A 20145-nucleotide genomic window follows, 5' to 3' on the forward strand; every position below is an offset into this window, starting at 1 on the left:
TCAAGACCGCTGACCGCTCGCTGCGAGCAATTCCTTCAAGATCGTTGCCGGGTCGGCCCGCTGTTGCTTGCGGTAGTTGCCGACATGGCGAACGAACAGTGTCGCGCGCGTCACCAGGCTCTTGCCGAGCACTGGCTTGCGATCCAACTCTTCCTTGATCCTTTGAAACTGGGCCTGGATCACCGCATCGGTGTAGCGCGTGCCGGTGGCCAGGTTGTCGATGTAAATCGCCACTGCGCCGTCGAGGGCGCTGCGGCCATTGGTGATGGCCATGTCGAACAGCTGCGCGCTGGCCTCATCCTTGTTGTCTTTGGCCTGTTGGCGGCTCTTCTGCAAGTTGGCCAGGCGGATGTTGTAATTGCTGATGGTCTCGGCCACCAACGCGGCCGACTGGATCAGGTTGCCCGCGGCCTCTTCGCGCTGCTGGGCGATCAATGAAACGTTGCGTTTCAGCTCTTCGTTGACCAGGCCGAGTTCGGCTTGCAGCTTGGGGTCGACACTGGCGGCAATGATGCTGTCCAGGCGCTTGGTCGGGTCCTGGGCGTCATCGATGGCGTCAGTCAGCGACGCCAGGCGGCCTTCTTTCTGCCACTGGGCGAACAGCTCCTTGTAGCGCGAGCGCGGCGCCGACAACGCGCCGATCGCTACGCGAAAACCGGTGGTTTCGTTGCTTTGTTCGGTGCCGTCAGCGGCGAATAACGGGTACTCACGGCGCATGCCGGTAAACAGCGTGCCCTCGCCTTCCAGGTAGTTGCCGCCCTTGACCACAAAGCCCCCGTAGGTGCCCTGGCGGCGCCCGGCATGCACCAGCTGGAACGATTCCTGGACCATTTCCGCTGCGTTGCCGATCACGTCAAACAGGCCGATGGGGTTGGGCAATTTGGTGCCGATGGGCATCAAGCGCGCAGCCTGACCGGTGCCGCCGGCGACCTGGTTGAACACCGCGTAATCACCCAGCGGGCCGTCGCTCTCGCTGCCGTCGACGCGGCGCGGGAACAGTCGCCCTTCCAGTTCCTGACGGCTCACCGCCTGGCCACCGCGTGCGGCGTATTCCCATTCCACTTCGGTGGGCAGGCGCACAAAACCCAGGCCGCCGTCGTCGGCCGAAGAGCCGCGGCCGCTCACCGGCAGCAGCTCACGGTGGTATTTCATCAGCCAGGCGCTGTACACCGCCGAGAAACGTTCAGCTTCGAAACGCGATAGTTTTACCTTGGGCAAACGCGCGGCCATGCCGGTCGGCGCATCACAGGCTGGAGCTGGTTCGCCGCTGGCCAGCGACTGCGCCTGGGACATCACCTGCGCATACTGGCGGGCAGTCACTTCGTACTTGCCGATGAAATACAGCATCGGCTTGAGCGGAGTTTTGGCGTCGGTTTTCGGCATCAACGGCGCGATGACTTTGTTCCAGTCCTTGGGCAGATCCTTGAGCGTGAACTGGCCGTTGATAAAGTCGCGGCGGTAGCCGGAAATAAACGATTGCTGATAACCCGCCTCGCCTTCGGCAAAGGGGTAACCGAGGCTGATCTCGCGGTCATCCAGCGTGCCTTGGGCCAGCACGTAGGCGTAGCGGAACACCATATTGCCTTCGCAGGGCAGCGGCAGGCTCACGTCATCCGGCAACGGCTTGGGGTTATCCAGTTTGTCACTCGCTTCATCGGCCCAGGCCAACGAGGCCAGGCTCAGCGCCACACAGGCGCCCAGTAACTTATACATCTCTGATTCCTTCAGAAGCCTGGATCCGCGCCACTCGCCAACCGCCACAGGCCGCCGCCACGGCGCTGACGCCGAGGATTGCAACCAGGGCCAGGACGTAGTGACGCGCCAGCAGGTGACTGGCATATTCGCCCGCCCCTTGCACAAATAGTTTATTCAAAGCAGCCTCGGCCAGGCCATACAGCCCGGCGCTTAGCACGGCGGCAAACCCCGCGCTGTAGAGCGCCTGCAACACCACAAACAACAACAGTGCGCCGGTGGAAAACCCCAACAGGCGCAACACCGACAATTCCCGCCGCTTGCGCGCGACAGCCGCCAGCGCCCCGGCGAAGATCGCTGCAAACGCCCCGACCAAGGCCAGCCCGGCAATAATCCAGAACACCAACGACAGGTTACGGCTCAACGACTGCACCTGGGCGATGGTCTGTGCCTGGGTCGACACCAACAGATTCTGCCCGGCGAAATACACCCGCAGCGGCTCCACATCAGTAAGGTTGCGTGCGTAAAGACGAAACGCCGGGTACACACGCTGCTCGTTCAACCCGACCTCATCCCCGTCCCAGCCCAACACCGGCACGGCACGGCCATCGCGGTAATCTTCCGCCGCTTCCAGCAAGCCCAAATCAGCAAACAAGCCGTCACGGGCGAAGGCTTCCAACGGCAACACCGCCAGCACCTGCAGGCGCGCGTTGCGGGCTTCGACGCGCCCCGCCACTTGCCGCGCAAAGCGGGTTTCCAGCCAATCCCCAGGCCGCGCCGCAAGCTTTTCGGCTGCGGTGTGGCTCAGCACGATCTGGTCCAGGCCCTTGGGCATTGGCAAACCACTGAGCAACGGGTCACCCGCCGCCGTCGGCAGCATTTCCAACGCCAGCGTGCCCACCTGCGCGGTCGCCGCAATTTGTCGGGTACGCGGCACGGCAAAGGCCACATCGCTGCGCCGACCTAGCTGCTGGATAAATTCGCTGCTGAATCGACCACCGCCCAATGGGATAATTTCACGGGTGGCCGGATCGGTCTCCAAGCGTTCGGTCAAACTGCCAACCAGTCCAAATTTCAGGCCGAATAACACCAGCAGCGGCGCGATCACCGCCACCAGCGCCAGCACCGAACAGGCCGACAGCCAGGCGTCATTGCGGTAATCCTGCCAGGCCAGCGAGGCCACCAAGCCGATGCGCATCAGCACACCTCCCCGAGCGTGGCCGTGACGCCGCCATCAGGGTCGCGGCGGCAACCGATGCGCCGTACCTGCAAGCCGCTGGCGCGGGCCAGGGGTTCGTCATGGGTGGCGATCACGCAGGCGGCACGGTGTTCGCGGGCCTGGGCCAGCAACGCCTGCATCACGCGCTCGGCATTCAGTGGGTCCAGCGACGCGGTCGGCTCATCCGCGAGCACCAATTGCGGCGCATGGGCCAAGGCACGGGCGCAACTCACGCGCTGGCGTTGGCCTACCGACAGGTCCGCCGGTTTCTTCGCCAACTGGTCACTGATCTCCAGCTGTTCAGCCAGGCGCGCCACGCTGCCGTCATCCTTCAAACCCAGCAATTGCCGCGACAAGGCGATATTGCCGCGCACATCGAGAAAACCCAGCAGGCCGCCGGTTTGCAGCACGTAACCCAAGTGCTGGCTGCGCAGCGCAGCCAGGGTAGATTGCTGATCGGCACGCCATAGCCCGCCGATATCGGTGTTGTCGAATTCAAACCGGCCCACCTGATCCGGCGCCAACACCAGCGCGAGCAAATCCAGCAAAGTGCTTTTGCCGCAGCCACTGGGCCCGATAATCGCCAACTGCTCACCGGCACGCAGCTGCAAGGCCGGAATCACCAGGCTGTAACGCTGGCTCCCCGTGCCCCGGCTTTTGTGCACCGCGCTCAAGTTCAGCATTACGGCAGCGTCGACAACGGTACGCGGTACAACGCATCGCCCGGCTCGGCATCGCCGAAACGGACCCAGTTGGCCACATCATTGTGAAAGGTTTCGTAGAGCCGGATTTTCGAATCCAGCTCGTCGATAAAGTCTTCCTGCTCGGCCACACTCAGCGACAACCACAAGTCCTGGGTCATGTTCAGCGACTTGCTGCGGTACGGCAGGCCTTCCAGGTACTCACCGAGCAGGCCGCCATCGGCCAGGTTACCGCCCTTGCGCAGGGCCTGCGGGTCACGGCTCATATAGGCTGAAGCGCTGGCAATTTCCTGGAAGAAATCCTTGGGCGAGGTCTGGGTTTTACGCGCGGCATCCACGATCAGTTTCAGCGATTGCTGCAGGTCGTTTAGCTGCAATTTTGTGAGCATCACGCACACCTGGAACGCCGGCAGCGCCGGGTTGGTCAGGTCACGATCGGCGGTCCAGGCGCTGACCAGTTGCGGCGCCTGGCTGGCGGTTTTACGGCCGAGGAAGTCCATGTGCATGGCGTAGCCGACTGCTGCGGATTTATCCGCCAGGCTCGGCGCGCTACTCAGCAGCGGAACCGGTTGCGGCGTGTCGCTACGGACCTGGTGCACCAGGTTGGCGAACACTGTGCCAATCTCATCAACCCGCTCGCCCAGCTTGTGTACATCACCCCCGGGCACCGGCGTGTAAAGGTCGCCGATCTGCGGGTTGGCGTCTGCGGTCAGCACGCGGTACTGGGTTTCGGCACCGGCGTGGGTTTTCTTGCCGGCATCGGTACGCAGGTGCAGGGCGTAAATCTTGATCTGCTTGCCGAGTGCCGCCTGGCGCACTTCGGCTTCGTTCATCTGGGTGGCGGCGAACGGGTCGTTCTTGCGCAGCGCGCCGGCATCGGTGACCAGCAAAATGATGCGCCCGCCGTAGCCAGACCAATCCATGCCATCGACCGCCTGCATCACCCCGGCAAACGCGTCCTCATTGAACGAGTGACTGGACACCGTGGACGCTTTGACCTGACGCGCCATATCGAGGAAGCGCTGCGGGTCGCGGCCCTGATCAAGGCTGATGAGCGTCTTGGCGACGTATTCCAAACCAGGGGTTTTCTTGATGCTGTTACGAAAGCCCACCAGCCCGAAGCTCACGCTATCAAGCTCACCGCGCTCGGCAATGCGAGTTTGCAACTCATGCACCACATCGCGAACCTGGTCGATGTAAGGCTGCATCGAAACCGTCGTGTCGACCACCAACACCACGGCCGTGCGGAAAGCGTCTGCGGCGATTGCTTTGGTGGCCGGCTTGGCCGCCGCGCTGCCCGGGTCGATGGACGCCACATTGAGCAACTGCACCGGCTGGCCGTTTTCGTCGAAGCTCTCTTTGGAATCAAAAATCGGCAGCAGGTAAAACTGGTTTTGCGGCACAGCACTGGCTGTCGGCTCAAGCGCCAGCACCTGTTGATTGTCTTCGCGGTTCTTCTGCGCCTTGGCCAACACGTTTTTGGCGGCGGCGGGATCAGCCAACAGCTTTTCCACCTCCGCCGATTGGCGCAGGAACATCACCGGCGCCCGGCCCGAGCGCTCGGTAAACTTAAGCACCAGGCTTTGCTTCCAGTCGCTGACTTGAGCGGCGGGCAACCAACCATCGCTGCGCCCATCGGTTGCGGCGCCGACACGCACCCACGGGCTGCCGTCGATGTCTTTGCGCTGGTAAACATAGAGCACCGAAAACGCCGGCAGGGCTTCGTCTGCTGCACCACCGGCATCATGGGACAGCTTGGCGCCCGGCTTGCTGAGCACGCGCTGGAACAAGGTCTTTTTACCGGCCATCAGCAACGGCCGCTGGCCGCCATCCGCCTCGGCCACCACCGGCTTTACCTCCGGCGGTGGCGTGGTCTTGGGCACCACGGCGACAGGCGGTTTGGCAGGTTCATCGCTGCCGCTCAGCCACCAGTAACTGGCGCCACCAATAGCCAGTGCAACCGCCACAGCGACAGCGGCCAGGGCCAGCACCGGGCCACGGCGCTGCTCGGACACGGCGCGGTGTTGCGTGGGAGTTACCACCGGTCGACGCACCGGTTGCGGCTGGGGTTTGTCGGTCGGAATCTCGATGGACACTGGCGTCATTCCGGCCAAGTCAAAACTCAGCGGAATCGGTAACGGCCGCACCAGCGTGGCTTCCGGCGAATCTGCGGGCAGTTGGTCGAGCGCGCGCAGCAACGCCGCCGCATCCGGAAAACGCTCGGCCGGGTCTTTGGCCAACAGCTTGCGCAGCACCTCCTGATAACGCCCGTGGTGCACCGGCAGTTCCGGCAGCGGCTCGGTCAGATGCGCCAGCGCAGTGGACAGCGCATCGGTGCCGTTGTACGGCAACTTGCCGACGAGAATTTCGTAGAGCACCACGCCCAACGCATACAGGTCGGCGCGGCCATCAATTTCCTGGCCACGCGCCTGCTCCGGGCTCATATAGCTCGGCGTGCCCACGGCAAAACCGGCTTGGGTGAACTGGGTGCGATCGTCCAGGGACTTGGCGATGCCGAAGTCCGACAGCACGGCGGTACCGTCAGCGCGAAACAGAATGTTCGCTGGTTTGACGTCGCGGTGTACCAAACCCTGTGCATGCGCATAGCCCAACGCCGAAGCGATTTGGCGAATCAGCGTCACGCCCTGCTCCGGCGTCAGGCCGGCGGCGATACGCTCCTTCAGCGTGCCGTTGGGCAGGTATTCCATGGCCATGTAGTACAGCTCACCGACATTGCCGATGTCATGGATGGTCACCGTGTGCGGATGCGACAGGCGCGCCAGGGTCTTGCCCTCGCGCAGGAAGCGCTCGCAGAAGCTCGGGTCGGCCGCCAGCGCCGCCGCCATCACCTTCAAGGCCACCTTGCGCTCCAGCGAGCGCTGGGTCGCCAGGTACACGCTGGCCATGGCGCCTTCGCCGATCTCGCCTTCGATGTCGTAGCCAGGGATCACAATGTTCATGGCGAGACCTTCACGACAATGGCAGTGATATTGTCCGGCGCGCCACGGTTGAGCCCCAGGTGCACCAGGCTGCGCACGATTTCGTCCGGCGCGTCGTGGCTCAGCACTTCACGTATTTCATGGTCTTCGACGGTCTTGTTCAGGCCATCGCTGCACAGCAGGTAGCTGTCGCCGGGGGAAATCAGCAGGTCAGTCACCGCCACTTCCAGCTGCGCCTCCACGCCCACGGCGCGGGTGACGATATTGGCGCGAGGATGCACGCGCGCGTCGGCTTCGCTGAGCAGGCCGCTGTCTTGCAGGTCCTGCACGTAGCTGTGATCGCGCGAAATGCTGTCCAACTGCCCTTCGCGCAGGCGGTACAGGCGACTGTCGCCGGCCCATAAACACACGCCACGTAGGCCACGTGCGGCGAGCACCACCACGGTGCTGCCCATCATGCTCACGCCACGGTTGGCGGTTTCTTCACGCACCGTGGCGTTGATGCGGATCAGGTCATTGCGCAAGGCCGCCGAGTATTCATCGAGAGAGCGCCCCACCGGCACGTTGCGCAGACTGTCGACGATCAAGCTGCTGACGTAATCGCCGGCCGCATGCCCGCCCATGCCATCGGCTACCACCCACAGGCGGTTTTCCGGCAGGTCCAGGCACGCGTCTTCATTGACCTGGCGCACCATGCCCACATGGCTTTTGCTCGCGGATTTAAACGTCGCCCCCATCTACACCACACCTTCTTGTCCGAGCAAAAACTGCGCAAAATCGCCGGCAGCCGGCAAACCCTGGCACCGCAATAAACCTGGGGAAATACGTTGTGAGCCACGGCCCCACCACAGGCTGGCACCCTCACAAGCCTGCTCGGCCAGTGCGGTCATGCGGCTGTGGGGCACGGTGGCGGCGACCCGCTGCAGGCCCGCGAAGCGACTGTCTACCGCGCGCGGTTCACTGGCCGGGATGCCCAGGCTGTCAACGCCATCGTTAAAGCCTTCAAACGTAGCGCCAGTATCCAGGGTGCTGAGCAACAGCTCTTCAGCCTGCTCAAACCACGTATCCGGGCCACCCACCAATGACGCCGGGTTAGTGTCGTGATCAAGCAACGCCACCACGGCCAACGGGAAATAGCGCCCGACCCGATCAATACTCGGCATCACCACGCCTGCCGCCGCGTCCGGCCCGCACACGCCCGGCGCCAGCACAAAACGCCACAACGGGCTGACCAGATAGACATTTAGCCAATCGCCACCCAGGCTGCTCTGGCTGGCGAGCAAACCTGCGGCCAGCCAGCTGTCCCACGGGCCGATAAAACTCTGGGGCAAGGCGCGGCTGACAAAGTCACCGCGGCTGGCCAACTTGCCGTAGAAGCCCAGCGTGTTCATAGCCGCTCCGGCAGGCTGAAGCCACTGAGTACGCGGCTCTTGAACGGGTTGAAGGCGCTGTTGGCGCGCAACTCGTAGGCGATGCTCGCGCCATCAACCCGCAAACGCAGGTTGAAGCGGTCCGGCGAATTGCCGGCGCTCAGGTCCGATTGCTCCAGCAGACGGAACCATGCCCATGGGCCGTCCAGGGTCACGCCGGAACGGCCACTGGCCGACGGCGGCGTGATCGAAATACGCACCACGCCAATGCTGCCGGGGTTGGGCCATTGCATCGCCACCGGGCGGCTTGGGCCGTGGTCGTAGCTCAGTTGCTGGCCGTCGAGGTCGAGCAGGAACTGGGTGATGGTCGGGTCCATCGACACCGGCTTGAGCTCGAAACGCACGATCGGCTGGGTGCCCCCCAATCTAAAGAACGCGTCACGAATAGCCGCCGCACGCTGGAAGGTTTGCAGCACGCCCGGCGCGATCCCAAGCTTCTGCGCCGCGCCCGGCTGCCAGCGCCAGGTCTGTGCGGACGTATCCACGTAAGGCTGCAGGTATTTGCGGAAATAGTTATCCATCACCCCGCCAACGCCGAAGAACTGGCCGAAGTCATCGAGCGTGGCGTCCCGCGCGCTGCCCGGCGACATCGGATAACGCCCCGCCAGAGACTGGCGATACACGTTGACCACTTCACTCACCCACGCCGCATTCAGCTGGTTACGCACCCCGCCCATCATGCTGTTGGTGGTGGAGTTGACCACCGACTTGACCATGCCCTGCACCAGCGGCGGCTGGCGCTCGGCATTCAAGCTGACCCGCGTGGCCGCAGCGGCCGCCTGGTTCTTGGCCTCGCCAAGCAAGGCGTCGCCACTGGCGCCGACCATGGCGCTGACTTGCACATACAGCGCGTTCATGTCCGCCAACAGGCCGTCGATGGCCGCCGGTTCGCCTTCGTTTTTGCTGACGATGCTATTGAGTTCGGCAAAGTGCGCGGTCACCGGATCGTCCGCCGCTTGCGGTGCATTAGCGCTTGGTTGCTCCTGGCCGAGCAGGCTGCCGAGACGTTCCTTGAGCTTGTCGACACCGCCTTCCACCGGCACGCCTTTGGCGGCCAATTGGCGTTCTTCAGCTTGCAGATCGGTCTCTTTGGCCACGGCTACCAGCAGCTTTTTAAGCGGCGAAGTGGGGCCGGAAATCACCCGCAGCACATCGGCCGCCTGGGCCACGCTGGTGATCGGCACAAAGTCGATGTCCGCGAGCAAGGCGTCCCATTGGCGCTGGTAGTCCTGGAAGTACAGGCGGCGCACGTCGGCGGCCAGGCTCACCACGTTCTGCTGATCGGCTTGCTCACGGCCCAACACCCATTGTTCTTCCGCGAGCGTGCCAGTCTGGTTCAGGCTGCTGAGCAGGAACGCCTGACGATAGCCTTTGGCAGTGAAGAACCCACTCAACGGTTCGCCCAATGGCTTTCCGCTTTTACGGCTGAACACCAACGCAGCATCACGGCCGGCGGCTTCGTTGAGGCGAAAGTCGGGGATGCCCTCGGGCAGCTTCTGGCGCTTGACCCGGTCGTACACGCGTTGCGCCACCGGCAGCTGTTGCAGTTGGCGACGCAGGTCATCGATCAGGCGTGGGTCCAGCCGCGCATTCGGCGGGTGACGGTCGAACAGCGCCTGCAAGTGCCCGGTCAACGCCTGGCGCTGATCGGCCGGCAGGTCACGCGGCAGGTTGCGGTCCCAATCCAGGGCGACCCAGGCCTTGATGAAGTCCGGGTCGTAGTGCTCGTTATCGGCGAGCATCAGGTAGGCCTTGAGGCCCTCGTAGAGGAAGTCGGAATTGCCGCCGCCATGCAGTTGCTCTTCGATGCGCGTCACTAGTCGCGGCGCGAACACGGCGATCAAGAGCTTGCGATAGACACTGGCAGATTCGGCTTCGAGCATATCGCCCTGATACAGGCCCAGGCCTTCGGACCAGCTCGGCGAATCGCCCGAGAGGTTCTTCACCGCGTTGAGCAGCGGCAACACTGCCAGCACTTCACGCTGCGCCGGGCTGAGGTTTTGTACGGTCTGGCCCAGCGGCGCAACCTTCTGGTCAACCTGGGCGATATACGCCTGGTTGGCACGATAACTCACCCACCACAGGCCACTGACCACCACCACAAGGGCGATGGTAGCGGCCAGCACACCGCGTGCAATCCACTTGCGGCGGCGCTCGACTTTCGGGTTCACACCCACCAACCCACGCTCGGCAAACGCCACGGCGGTGAACAACTTTTCGATGAAATAACTGCGCCCGGTGCCGCTCTGTCGTGCCAGGTGCTGGCGGTCCAGGTTCATGCTCTGGGCCATGGCGCCGATCAAGCGATCAATCGGGCTGCCTTCCTGGGTGCCGCTGGTGAAATAGACTCCGCGCAGCAACACGCGCTCTTCGAAGGCGTTGGGTTTGAACACGCCTTCGAGGAAACCTTGCAGGCAATCTTTCAACGCACCGAACTGCTGCGGGAAGCCGTAGATCAGGTCACGCCGCGCCGGGTCACGCTCCTGTTGCAGGCGCTCCACCAGCCGTTCATTCAGGCGCTGCTCAAGACCCGCAAACTCGCTTTGCAGATGGGCCAGCGGGCTGTCGCTGTTTTTGCCGTCGTCCAGGGCGAAGGTCATGCCCCACACCTGGGCGCGGTCTTCCTTGCTCAGGTTGTCGAAGAACTCCATGAAGCCCGGCACCAGGTCGAGCTTGGTCAGCATCAGGTAGATCGGGAAACGCACGCCCAATTGGGTGTACAGCTCCTGGATCCGCAGGCGAATCGCCGCCGCATGGGCGGCGCGTTCGGCCTCCGTACCGAGCAGCAGATCCGAGAGGCTGATGGCGATAAACGCGCCATCAATGGGCCGACGCGAACGCTGCTTTTTCAACAGATCGAGAAAGCCCAGCCACGCGGCTTTATCCACTGTGGAGTTGCTGTCCTGGGTGGTGTAGCGGCCAGCGGTATCGAGCAAAACGGCCTGGTCGGTAAACCACCAATCACAATTGCGCGTACCGCCAACGCCGCGCACAGCACCGGCGCCCAACTGCGCAGCGAGTGGAAAGTGCAGGCCGGAATTGACCAGCGCGGTGGTCTTGCCCGAACCCGGCGGCCCGATGATCACGTACCACGGCAGCTCATAGAGATTGCGGCGCTCATCACCGCCGAGCTTGGCCTTTTTCAGCAATGCCAGGGCTTCGTCCATGCGCTGGCGCAAGGTCGACAACTCTTCGGCCGTGGCGACGCTGTTGGGGTCGGCCGGGGTTTCGGCGGCGAGGCTGCGCATCACTTCGGCGGCCTGGCGGCGCGCCTGGATAATGCGCACTACGCGGTAGGCGATCCACAGCGCAAACACCAAGATAATCAACACCCAGCGCCGCCCTTCCGGCACCAGCACATCGAGCAACGGCCCCACAAACCAGATGATCAGGCTCAGGGCAATCAGGCCCAGCACGGGGATCACCCAGCGAATCATGAAACTGAAAAACGCCTTCACTCGACGCCCTCCGCCAATACGGTGATTTCAACCCGACGATTGCGGGCACGGCCTTCGGCGGTGGCGTTGGTCGCCACCGGCTCGGTGTCGCTGCGGCCTTCAGCGCTGAAGCGATCCGCCTGGCCGGTCTTGGCCGCCAGGATGTCCAGCACCGACTTGGCCCGCGCTTCGGACAATGCCCAGTTGGACGGGAAGCGCAGCGTGGCAATCGGGCGGTTATCGCTGTGCCCGGTCACGCGGACCTGGCCCTTTACCTTACGGATGGCGTCAGCGATGCGCAGCATCAGTGGCTCGAAGTCATCGCGGATGCTGGAGCTGGCAGACGCGAACAGTTCATCGCCGCGAATCGTCACCACGGAGCGGTCGACCTTGTCTTCCACGGCCACGCGGCCCGCCTTGATGTCTTCCACCAGGAAGCCGGCCAGACGCGGCCGCTCGATGACCTTGGGCTGCGCCACCGGGCGGTCGATGGCCTGCACCGGAATCTCGCCCAGGGCATGGATATTCTTGAATACCGGCTCCGCATCCGACGCCAGTTTCATGCGCAAGCCAAACAGCAACGCCAGCAGCAGCGCCAGGCCGATGGCCACAGCGATCCACGGCGGCATGAATTGCGCGAGGCGATCACGTGCCACCGTCACGCCGCGCCAATGCGGCGAGAGTTCGCGTTCGTGCTCACCACGCGCACTGCGAATCGCTGCGGCGGTGCGTTCACGCAAGGCTTCCAGCTGGCTGCGACCGTCATTCATCACGCGGTAGCGGCCTTCAAAACCCAGACACATGCACAGGTACAGCAGCTCCAGCAGGTACAGGCGCTCACGCGGGCTTTGCAGGCAATGGTCGAGCAACTGGAAGACTTTTTCGCCGCCCCAGGCTTCGTTGTGCACGGTGATCAACAAGCTCTGCTTGCCCCAGTCACTGGCACTGCCCCACGGCGTGCTGAGCACGGCTTCATCGAGCGCCGTACACAGCGCGTAACGCGCCAGCAGCACTTCGTTGCGCGCCACACCGGCGGCTTCGGCGCGCTCTTCGAACTGGCGCAGGTAGGCCAGCAACTGCGCACGCAAACTGGCCGGCGCCGGATGGGCGATGGTGTTGCGCAGGCGCGTCAACAGCGCCAACAGCGGCCCGGCGGCGCTTTCCAACGGGTTCAGGCCCTGGCTTTTGCCGGTGAGGATCGGCGCGGCCGGCATCGACAAAGGCGCCGGTTCGGCACGTGCAGGTTCCGGTGCACGACCACCTGGGCGAGGCATGAACTGGGTGCGGTCATCATCATTAGGATGCATCGCCAATTATCCTCGGATCGCCCAGAAGGCCAGGTTCAAGCCCGGGAACTGCCCGGCGATATGGAAGGCAAACCCGCCGGAGTTGTTCAGTTGCTGCCAGTGCTCGCTGCCACGGTCCAGCTCGTAATAGGTGCTGCCTGCGTGGTACGGGATCTGGCGTGGCGCAACCGGCAACGGCAGCAGGCCGATACCTGGCAATTGCAGGTTGACCATGTCGCGGATGTGCTCCACCGAGCCGACTTTGCTCTGCTGGCCGAAGCGCGCGCGCAGGGTTTCGCCGGGCACGTCGGCGCGTACCACGAGGATGAAACTGGCGCTGTCGAGCAGGGTTTTGTCGGCGAGCATGGCCACGTGGATGCCATAGGCTTTTTCCACAATCGGGATCGGCGTGGCTTTGCTGTCGATCAGCATCGACAGCGCTTCACGCAGGGCCGCCATCACCGGGGCGAAACTCAGGATCAGGTCATCGTGCTGGTATTGCGGGTATTCCTGAGGGCGGCGACCCGAGGTTGAGAAGGTCGAAAACTCACCGGCCAAGCTCACCAGCTCGCTGAAAAACCGCTCAGGGTGCAGCGGGCTTAACTGGCTCAAATGCTGGATCAGCGGCTGCGCCCGGTTGACCAACTGCAGCAGCATGAAGTCGGCAATTTCCGAAGCACCACCCGCGCCCGAGGCGACCACGCGGCCCGCCAGGGCTTCGCCGCGCTGGTGCAGCAGGCCGAGCAGTTCACTGCGAAAGGCGGTGAGTGGTTTGCTCGCGGCCACGTCCAAAACCGGTGGGATATACGTGTCGTCGAGCACCAATGCACGGTCGGCACGCTTTTCCTTGATGCGCACCAGGCCGATGGCGGCGTAGTCACTGATGCCATCCTGCGCGGTCAACAGGCGCAGCGCTCGGGAACCCACAGCCACTGGCGCGCGGTTTTCAAACGGCGCGTTGTCGTCGCGTACTTCGCGCACCTGGCTGACGTACCGTGCCGCTTCCAGCGCTTCGCCTTCATCCACCGTGTCTCGCGCACCGGCGCGCTTGAGCGGCAAGGCCAGGTACACCAGGCCGTCGCGCAGGTTGTCGTCGATATTCAGCGGGCTCGGCGCCAAGTCGTCCTGGGGAATATTGAACGGCGTGCCGTCGGGCAACAGGCCACGCGCCGACACGATCGCCAGCTTGCCCTGGGCCAGCAGGCCCTGATCAATAAGCAACTCGGAAAAGCCCCAGGCACCGGCGGACAACGGTCGGCTGCGCGCGTCGATGAGGTTTTCCAGGTAACGGTCATGCTGCTGGAAGTGCTGCGTTCCGATGAACATGCCTTCCGACCAGACCACGCGATTGTTCCAGGACATGGGGGCTCCGAGGGTTTTATTGGGCAGGGCTGGATGGGGGAACCACGACGTCGGCGCGTACGGCGCGCACATCGAGGCTGATCTGATATTCGGTGTATTGGCGCGCCGGAACCGTGAGCACCGTGCGCCATTGCGCGCGGTCCAGCTCGCGATAGCCCACCAACAAGCCGATCTGGCGTGTGGAAGGGTCAAGGTCGCGCTGGATGCTCAGTTGCTGGCCGGGTTGGATCATCACTTCATCCTGGTCCAGCAGGTCCAGGCCAAGGGTGGATTGCGCGCGATCGGCCAAGGCGAAGTAGTCGGAGCGACTGAAGGTGGCGGCGTTTTTCAGTTCGAAAATGCGCACCCGCACCGGAGCAGCCTGGCCGTTGGCGCCGGGGTTGAGCCCGGCAATGGCGTGAAAGTGCAGCTCGACGGCGGCAGTGCCCGCTTCGGCTTCAGCGGCAACCTCGGGTTTGACCGCGTCCTTGGCACACGCCGTCAGCAACAGCGCGGTGGCGGCTGCGAGTAAAAACCTGGGAATCATCCTGCGTCCTCAATGACGTACTTAGCTATCCGTTTTATCCATTATTGCGGCGCGTTTTAGCGTCGCTGTCGTGCGCTGTGTTCTTCGTATGCTCGGCTGAATTCGCGACCGAACAGGTCCTGGAAATCTTCCTGGGCCTCACGGGAAATATTGCTGTAGAGCTCGGTGAACTGCTGCCAGTACTGCGCCTGGCGAGAGCCGTTGAACAGGCTCGACAGCCCGGCGGGCTTGCCCATGCGCTCTTCCAGCTGTGCCGGTTCAAAACGCGTGAGCAGGTGTTTGATCGCCGCTTCCACACCGGCCATTACCGCCAGTTGGTGAGCGCGCAGGTCGTCGAAACTCTCGCGCACGGCGACGTCCGGCGCCATAAACGCTTGGTTGCCATGACGAAGCAGCAGCAGCAAGGCTTCGTCAGCATTCGGCGCAAATTTCAACGGATTGTTTTCAGCCGGCTGGATCATCGTCTGCTGCATGCGGAACTCGCCCTTGAGGCTCGCGCGGGCACGCAACACGTCGATCAGGCCTTCGACCATAAGGCGGTAGCTGCGGCCGATGCTTTCCATTTGTGCTTCGGCTTGAGCCTTGTCGAGGCGCAATTGGTCCAGCCCGGCGCCGCGCAGGAAGGCTTGCAGCAAGTCGGGCTGTTGGGTGATGGCCGGGGCGGTTGGCTGGACGACCGGCGCTGCTGGCGGTTCAGGTGGTGCAACCGGCTGTGGCGCTGCAACAACGGGCGCGGGCGTGTCGCCGAACAAATCCCAGTCTTCAGGAATAACCGAGCCCGACACCACGGGTTGCTCGACCACAGGCACCGCGACCGGCGTTGGCGGACGAAAATCGTGCTGCTCGCTGGGTACGTGGTCCGCCACAGTTGGCGGCGGCACGGTGGTCGGAGTGAGGAAGTCGAACAGGTCCGGCAGCGTGTCCATCGACGAGGCGCCCTGGAACTGCGGCGCGATCACAGGTGCAGGTGCAGGCTTGTTCGCCACCGCGCCCATCAGCGCTTCAAAACTGTTCGGCGAATCGCCGCTGAACGGCTGGCTATCAAGCGCCTGCACGTTGAAGTCGATACGTGCCTGGATCTCGTAATCGCCGATGCGGATCAACTCGCCATCTTGCAACGGCTCGCTGTTCCCTCTACGCATTCGGATGCCGGCGTTAACCAGCTCCACTCCGTTCGTACTGTTATCGGTTAGGTAGTAACGGCCATCTTTGTATTGAATAACGCAATGTTGCGAGGAGACTAACCGCTCTGGGTCAGGCAGTACCCAGTCATTGTCGGAATTGCGGCCAATAGCCATCACGCCCTGATCCATGGACTTTTCAGGGCATTGCCCAGGGGTAATCTTGTGATAACTAGTGATAGTCAAACACAGCGACATCTTGCCTCCTTGCTGATACATCGCGCGCGGCCTATTCCAAGGGAGGGCGCCTCCCGCAAGCGCCCTGCCAAGTCGTGCAAACGACCGTAAAATCTGCTTTTGTCAGCATGATTGCTGATCTTAACCGGCTTCTGTGACAAAAACCCTGTCCTGGGCCGCCGTCAGACCCGTCAGTCGCGCAGTGTGTTAAACACCGCACATCTGTCACAGAGGGCGAGTAGCTTACCTTGACAACGCGTAACTACTACACCAAAAATGCACAACTTCTTGAACATAAGTGATGGCGCAATAGTGGCGCACTGAGTATATGACCAAGAAAACATGCAAAGTTCATTGCGTAACTTATGCATGCATTGCCCGCCGTCTAACGGGCTGATAAGGAGATCGAATCAAGTGGATGTGCCGTTGCTGCTCGCCGCCGTTTCCGCGACTTCGCCCTGTGGTGAAGACATGGAATATGACGCGCAATTCCTTCAATTGGAACGTGACGCCAAGGGCCAACCCGAGCGCAGCATGGGCGACTCGATCCTGCCCGCCGAACCCCCGCAGTGGCGTAGCATCCAGCAGCAAAGCCTCGATTTGTTGCAACGCAGCAAAGACCTGCGCATCACCCATTTCCTGTTGCAAAGCTCCCTCTCCCTCCAGGGTGTGGCCGGGCTTGCCGAAGTCCTTACGTTGATCAACGCGCTGCTGCGCGAATACTGGGCCGACCTGTACCCGCGCCTGGATGCCGACGACGATAACGACCCCACCGTGCGCATCAACGCCCTGTCCGGCTTGACCAGCGACGCAACCATACGCTTGCTGCGCGAGAGCATCCTCACGCGCTCGCGCACGTTTGGGCCAGTGAGCCTGCGCGCGGCGCTCAACGCCAGCGGCCTGTCGAACTTCCCGGATGAACAACTCGGCGCCCAGCAACTCAACGCCGCGTTCCTCGACAGCGACCCCGAGCAGCTGCAAGCCACGCGCGACGCCTTGAGCGCCGCGCGTGCCGCCTGCGAGGCCATCGAACAACAGGTCAGCGACCAGGTCGGCTCGGCCCAGGGCGTGGACCTGAGCCTGCTGAAGCAACCGCTCAAGCAGGCGCTGCAGATCCTCAATCAAGCCGTACCCGACCCTGCAGGCAGCAGCGAACCCGAGGCTGTCAGTGAAGACAATGCCCCCTCGGTCGATTTCGCCGCCGCCCCCGCAGCACCGCGCCCAACGGGCGACATCGCCACCCGCGATGACGTGCTGCGCAGCCTCGACAAGATCCTTGCGTACTACACCCGGCACGAGCCTTCGAGCCCGCTGCCGGTGCTGTTGAACCGGGCGAAGCATCTGGTGCACGCCGACTTTGCGGCCATCGTGCGCAATCTGATCCCCGACGGCATGTCCCAATTTGAAAACCTGCGCGGCCCGGAAAGCGAATAAGCCGCCGGACTGTGCAGTAACAACACCGTCGCTCAAGCGACCAGGAGCAGCAACGTGGCGAAGCAAAGTTCTCAGAAATTCATCGCGCGCAACCGTGCGCCTCGAGTGCAGATCGAGTACGACGTCGAGCTTTACGGCGCCGAGAAAAAGGTCCAGTTACCCTTCGTGATGGGCGTGATGGCCGACCTCGCCGGCAAGCCTGCCGAGCCGCTGGCGCCTGTGGCTGATCGCAAGTTCCTTGAGGTAGACGTCGACAACTTCGACTCGCGCCTCAAGGCCATGCAGCCACGCGTAGCCTTCCACGTACCGAATGAGCTGACCGGCGAAGGCAACCTGAGCCTGGACATCACCTTCGAAAGCATGGACGACTTCAGCCCGGCCGCTGTGGCCCGCAAAGTCGATTCGCTCAAGCAACTGCTCGAAGCCCGCACCCAGTTGGCCAACCTGCTGACCTACATGGACGGCAAGACCGGCGCTGAAGAAATCATCATGAAGGCGATCAAGGACCCGGCACTGCTTCAGGCACTTGCCAGCGCGCCTAAGCCAGCAGGGGACCAGTAATCATGACCGACAATACCGCCCGCGAAGGCAGCCAGATCCTGGGTGCTACCGAAGAAGCCAGCGAGTTCGCCAACCTGCTGCTGCAAGAATTCAAACCCAAGACCGAGCGTGCCCGCGAAGCCGTGGAAACTGCCGTGCGTACCCTGGCCGAACAGGCTCTGGCGCAGACGGACCTGGTCTCCAATGACGCGATCAAATCGATCGAATCGATCATCGCCGCCATCGACGCCAAGCTCACCGCCCAGGTCAACCAGATCATCCACCACCCGGATTTCCAGCAGCTGGAAAGCGCCTGGCGTGGCCTGCACTACCTGGTCAACAACACCGAAAGCGACGAGCAACTGAAGATTCGCGTGCTCAATATCGCCAAACCTGAACTGCACAAGACCCTGAAGAAATTCAAAGGCACGGCGTGGGACCAGAGCCCGATCTTCAAGAAGATGTACGAAGAAGAATACGGCCAGTTCGGCGGCGAACCGTACGGTTGCCTGGTGGGCGATTACTACTTCGACCAGTCTCCACCGGACGTCGAGCTGCTGGGTGAGTTGTCGAAGGTCTGCGCCGCCATGCACGCGCCATTCATTGCCGCTGCTTCGCCCACCGTGATGGGCATGGGTTCGTGGCAGGAACTGTCGAACCCGCGCGACCTGACCAAGATTTTCACCACCCCGGAATACGCTGGCTGGCGCTCGCTGCGTGAATCGGAAGACTCGCGCTACATCGGCCTGACCATGCCGCGCTTCCTGGCGCGCCTGCCGTATGGCGCCAAGACCGACCCGGTGGAAGCCTTCGCCTTCGAAGAAAACACCGACGGCGCCGACAGCTCCAAGTACACCTGGGCCAACGCCGCCTACGCGATGGCGGTGAACATCAACCGCTCGTTCAAACACTACGGCTGGTGCTCGCGCATCCGTGGCGTGGAATCCGGCGGTGAAGTGGAAAACCTCCCGGCCCATACGTTCCCTACCGATGACGGTGGCGTGGATATGAAGTGCCCGACCGAAATCGCCATCAGCGACCGCCGTGAAGCAGAGTTGGCGAAGAACGGTTTCATGCCGCTGCTGCACAAGAAAAACACCGACTTCGCCGCGTTCATCGGCGCCCAGTCGTTGCAGAAACCGGCCGAATACGACGACCCGGACGCCACCGCCAACGCCAACCTGGCCGCGCGCCTGCCGTACCTGTTCGCCACCTGCCGCTTCGCCCACTACTTGAAGTGCATCGTGCGCGACAAGATCGGTTCCTTCAAAGAGAAGGACGAGATGCAGCGTTGGTTGCAGGACTGGATCCTCAACTACGTCGACGGCGACCCTGCGCACTCCACCGAAACCACCAAGGCCCAGCACCCGTTGGCCGCCGCCGAGGTGATCGTGGAAGACGTCGAAGGCAACCCGGGTTACTACAACTCCAAGTTCTACCTGCGCCCGCACTACCAGCTCGAAGGGCTGACCGTGTCGTTGCGCCTGGTATCGAAACTGCCTTCGGCAAAAAGCGCATAACTAACGGTTGAACCGGCTCTTCTGTGGGAGCCGGGCTTGCCCGCGATGCAGGCACCTCGGTTTGTCAGTCAGACCGCGGTGATGCAATCGCAGGCAAGCCAGCTCCCACAGAACAGCATTGCCCCTTTGGGCATCACCAAATTCAGTGGCCCGTGCCACACAGGGAGAAAACATGGCTGTTGATATTTTCATCAAGATCGGCGACATCAAGGGCGAGTCCATGGACAAGGCCCACAAGGACGAAATCGACGTGCTGAACTGGAGCTGGGGCATGGCCCAGTCCGGCAACATGCATGTGGGCGGCGGTGGCGGCGCGGGCAAGGTGAATATCCAGGACCTGTCGCTGACCAAGTACGTCGACAAGGCTTCGCCCAACCTGATGATGCACTGCGCCAGCGGCAAGCACATCGACAAGGTCAAGCTGACCGTGCGCAAGGCCGGCGGCGAAAGCCAGGTCGAGTACATGGTGATCAACCTGGAAGAAGTGCTGGTCACGTCCCTGAGCACCGGCGGCTCGGGCACCGATGATCGCCTGACCGAAAACGTCACCCTGAACTTCGCCCAGGTGATGGTCGACTACCAGCCGCAGAAAGCCGACGGCACCAAAGACGGCGGCGCGATCAAGTTTGGCTGGAACATCCGTTCCAACACCAAGCGCTGACAGCCCTGGCGGCCGCAGCACCGTGCTGCGGCCCCTGGCA

Annotated in this window: 15 protein-coding genes; 4 read left to right on the forward strand and 11 right to left on the reverse strand. The window is 62.8% G+C overall.

Annotated features, from left to right (window positions below; translation table 11 throughout):
* Genes HX790_RS27210 through tagH form a run of 11 tightly spaced genes read right to left on the reverse strand, consistent with a single transcriptional unit; the run spans position 1 to position 15971 of the window.
* Complete coding sequence (locus HX790_RS27210) at positions 1-1713, reverse strand: SUMF1/EgtB/PvdO family nonheme iron enzyme (protein ID WP_138452936.1); 1713 nt, start codon at positions 1711-1713, stop codon at positions 1-3.
* Positions 1706-2890, reverse strand: coding sequence for an ABC transporter permease (locus HX790_RS27215; protein WP_017135834.1), 1185 nt, complete (start codon positions 2888-2890; stop codon positions 1706-1708). The genes HX790_RS27210 and HX790_RS27215 overlap by 8 nt, the downstream gene beginning before the upstream one ends.
* A complete protein-coding gene (locus tag HX790_RS27220; protein WP_099550254.1) occupies positions 2890-3594 on the reverse strand; it encodes an ABC transporter ATP-binding protein in 705 nt (234 codons plus the stop codon). Before HX790_RS27220 ends, HX790_RS27215 begins: the two co-directional genes overlap by 1 nt.
* Positions 3594-6572 carry a serine/threonine-protein kinase gene (locus HX790_RS27225; RefSeq protein ID WP_176992504.1) on the reverse strand — a complete coding sequence of 993 codons (2979 nt, stop codon included), beginning with the start codon at positions 6570-6572 and terminating at the stop codon, positions 3594-3596. The genes HX790_RS27220 and HX790_RS27225 overlap by 1 nt, the downstream gene beginning before the upstream one ends.
* Positions 6569-7288 (reverse strand): PP2C family serine/threonine-protein phosphatase, encoded by a 720-nt coding sequence (locus HX790_RS27230; protein ID WP_017135831.1) that lies wholly within the window; start codon positions 7286-7288, stop codon positions 6569-6571. The genes HX790_RS27225 and HX790_RS27230 overlap by 4 nt, the downstream gene beginning before the upstream one ends.
* Entirely contained in the window at positions 7289-7942 is a 654-nt protein-coding gene (gene tagF / locus HX790_RS27235; RefSeq protein ID WP_017135830.1) for a type VI secretion system-associated protein TagF, read from the reverse strand.
* Positions 7939-11439 (reverse strand): type VI secretion system membrane subunit TssM, encoded by a 3501-nt coding sequence (gene tssM, locus HX790_RS27240; protein WP_176992505.1) that lies wholly within the window; start codon positions 11437-11439, stop codon positions 7939-7941. The genes tagF and tssM overlap by 4 nt, the downstream gene beginning before the upstream one ends.
* Positions 11436-12725, reverse strand: a complete 1290-nt coding sequence (locus tag HX790_RS27245; protein ID WP_017135828.1) for a DotU family type VI secretion system protein — start codon at positions 12723-12725, stop codon at positions 11436-11438. Before HX790_RS27245 ends, tssM begins: the two co-directional genes overlap by 4 nt.
* Before the next feature lie 6 nt (positions 12726-12731).
* Positions 12732-14066: a type VI secretion system baseplate subunit TssK gene (gene tssK, locus HX790_RS27250; RefSeq protein WP_017135827.1), complete on the reverse strand. Its 1335-nt coding sequence runs from the start codon at positions 14064-14066 to the stop codon at positions 12732-12734.
* Between the two features lie 16 nt (positions 14067-14082).
* Positions 14083-14592 (reverse strand): type VI secretion system lipoprotein TssJ, encoded by a 510-nt coding sequence (gene tssJ / locus HX790_RS27255; RefSeq protein ID WP_099550251.1) that lies wholly within the window; start codon positions 14590-14592, stop codon positions 14083-14085.
* A 56-nt stretch (positions 14593-14648) separates the two neighbouring features.
* Positions 14649-15971, reverse strand: coding sequence for a type VI secretion system-associated FHA domain protein TagH (tagH, locus tag HX790_RS27260; RefSeq protein WP_017135825.1), 1323 nt, complete (start codon positions 15969-15971; stop codon positions 14649-14651).
* Positions 15972-16364: 393 nt separating this feature from the next.
* On the opposite strand from tagH, the gene tssA reads away from it, so the two are divergent.
* The 4 genes from tssA to HX790_RS27280 all read left to right on the forward strand — a co-directional run bounded on the left by tssA (position 16365) and on the right by HX790_RS27280 (position 20105).
* Entirely contained in the window at positions 16365-17384 is a 1020-nt protein-coding gene (gene tssA, locus HX790_RS27265; protein ID WP_176992506.1) for a type VI secretion system protein TssA, read from the forward strand.
* Positions 17385-17438: 54 nt separating this feature from the next.
* Complete coding sequence (gene tssB / locus HX790_RS27270) at positions 17439-17945, forward strand: type VI secretion system contractile sheath small subunit (protein ID WP_017135823.1); 507 nt, start codon at positions 17439-17441, stop codon at positions 17943-17945.
* Between the two features lie 2 nt (positions 17946-17947).
* Positions 17948-19444 (forward strand): type VI secretion system contractile sheath large subunit, encoded by a 1497-nt coding sequence (gene tssC / locus HX790_RS27275; RefSeq protein ID WP_017135822.1) that lies wholly within the window; start codon positions 17948-17950, stop codon positions 19442-19444.
* Positions 19445-19616: 172 nt separating this feature from the next.
* The gene (locus tag HX790_RS27280) at positions 19617-20105 is read left to right on the forward strand and encodes a type VI secretion system tube protein Hcp (protein ID WP_005792512.1); all 489 of its coding nucleotides are present in this window, start codon (positions 19617-19619) and stop codon (positions 20103-20105) included.
* Positions 20106-20145 lie beyond the last annotated feature (40 nt).

It is taken from the genome of Pseudomonas sp. IPO3747, assembly GCF_013385245.1.
Lineage (GTDB): Bacteria > Pseudomonadota > Gammaproteobacteria > Pseudomonadales > Pseudomonadaceae > Aquipseudomonas > Aquipseudomonas edaphica.

Coding starts and splice junctions, on each gene's coding strand:
- HX790_RS27210 (WP_138452936.1), bottom strand. CDS start 1,713: ATGTATAAGTTACTGGGCGCCTGTGTGGCGCTGAGCCTGGCCTCGTTG.
- HX790_RS27215 (WP_017135834.1), bottom strand. CDS start 2,890: ATGCGCATCGGCTTGGTGGCCTCGCTGGCCTGGCAGGATTACCGCAAT.
- HX790_RS27220 (WP_099550254.1), bottom strand. CDS start 3,594: ATGCTGAACTTGAGCGCGGTGCACAAAAGCCGGGGCACGGGGAGCCAG.
- HX790_RS27225 (WP_176992504.1), bottom strand. CDS start 6,572: ATGAACATTGTGATCCCTGGCTACGACATCGAAGGCGAGATCGGCGAA.
- HX790_RS27230 (WP_017135831.1), bottom strand. CDS start 7,288: ATGGGGGCGACGTTTAAATCCGCGAGCAAAAGCCATGTGGGCATGGTG.
- tagF (WP_017135830.1), bottom strand. CDS start 7,942: ATGAACACGCTGGGCTTCTACGGCAAGTTGGCCAGCCGCGGTGACTTT.
- HX790_RS27245 (WP_017135828.1), bottom strand. CDS start 12,725: ATGCATCCTAATGATGATGACCGCACCCAGTTCATGCCTCGCCCAGGT.
- tssK (WP_017135827.1), bottom strand. CDS start 14,066: ATGTCCTGGAACAATCGCGTGGTCTGGTCGGAAGGCATGTTCATCGGA.
- tssJ (WP_099550251.1), bottom strand. CDS start 14,592: ATGATTCCCAGGTTTTTACTCGCAGCCGCCACCGCGCTGTTGCTGACG.
- tagH (WP_017135825.1), bottom strand. CDS start 15,971: ATGTCGCTGTGTTTGACTATCACTAGTTATCACAAGATTACCCCTGGG.
- tssC (WP_017135822.1), top strand. CDS start 17,948: ATGACCGACAATACCGCCCGCGAAGGCAGCCAGATCCTGGGTGCTACC.
- HX790_RS27280 (WP_005792512.1), top strand. CDS start 19,617: ATGGCTGTTGATATTTTCATCAAGATCGGCGACATCAAGGGCGAGTCC.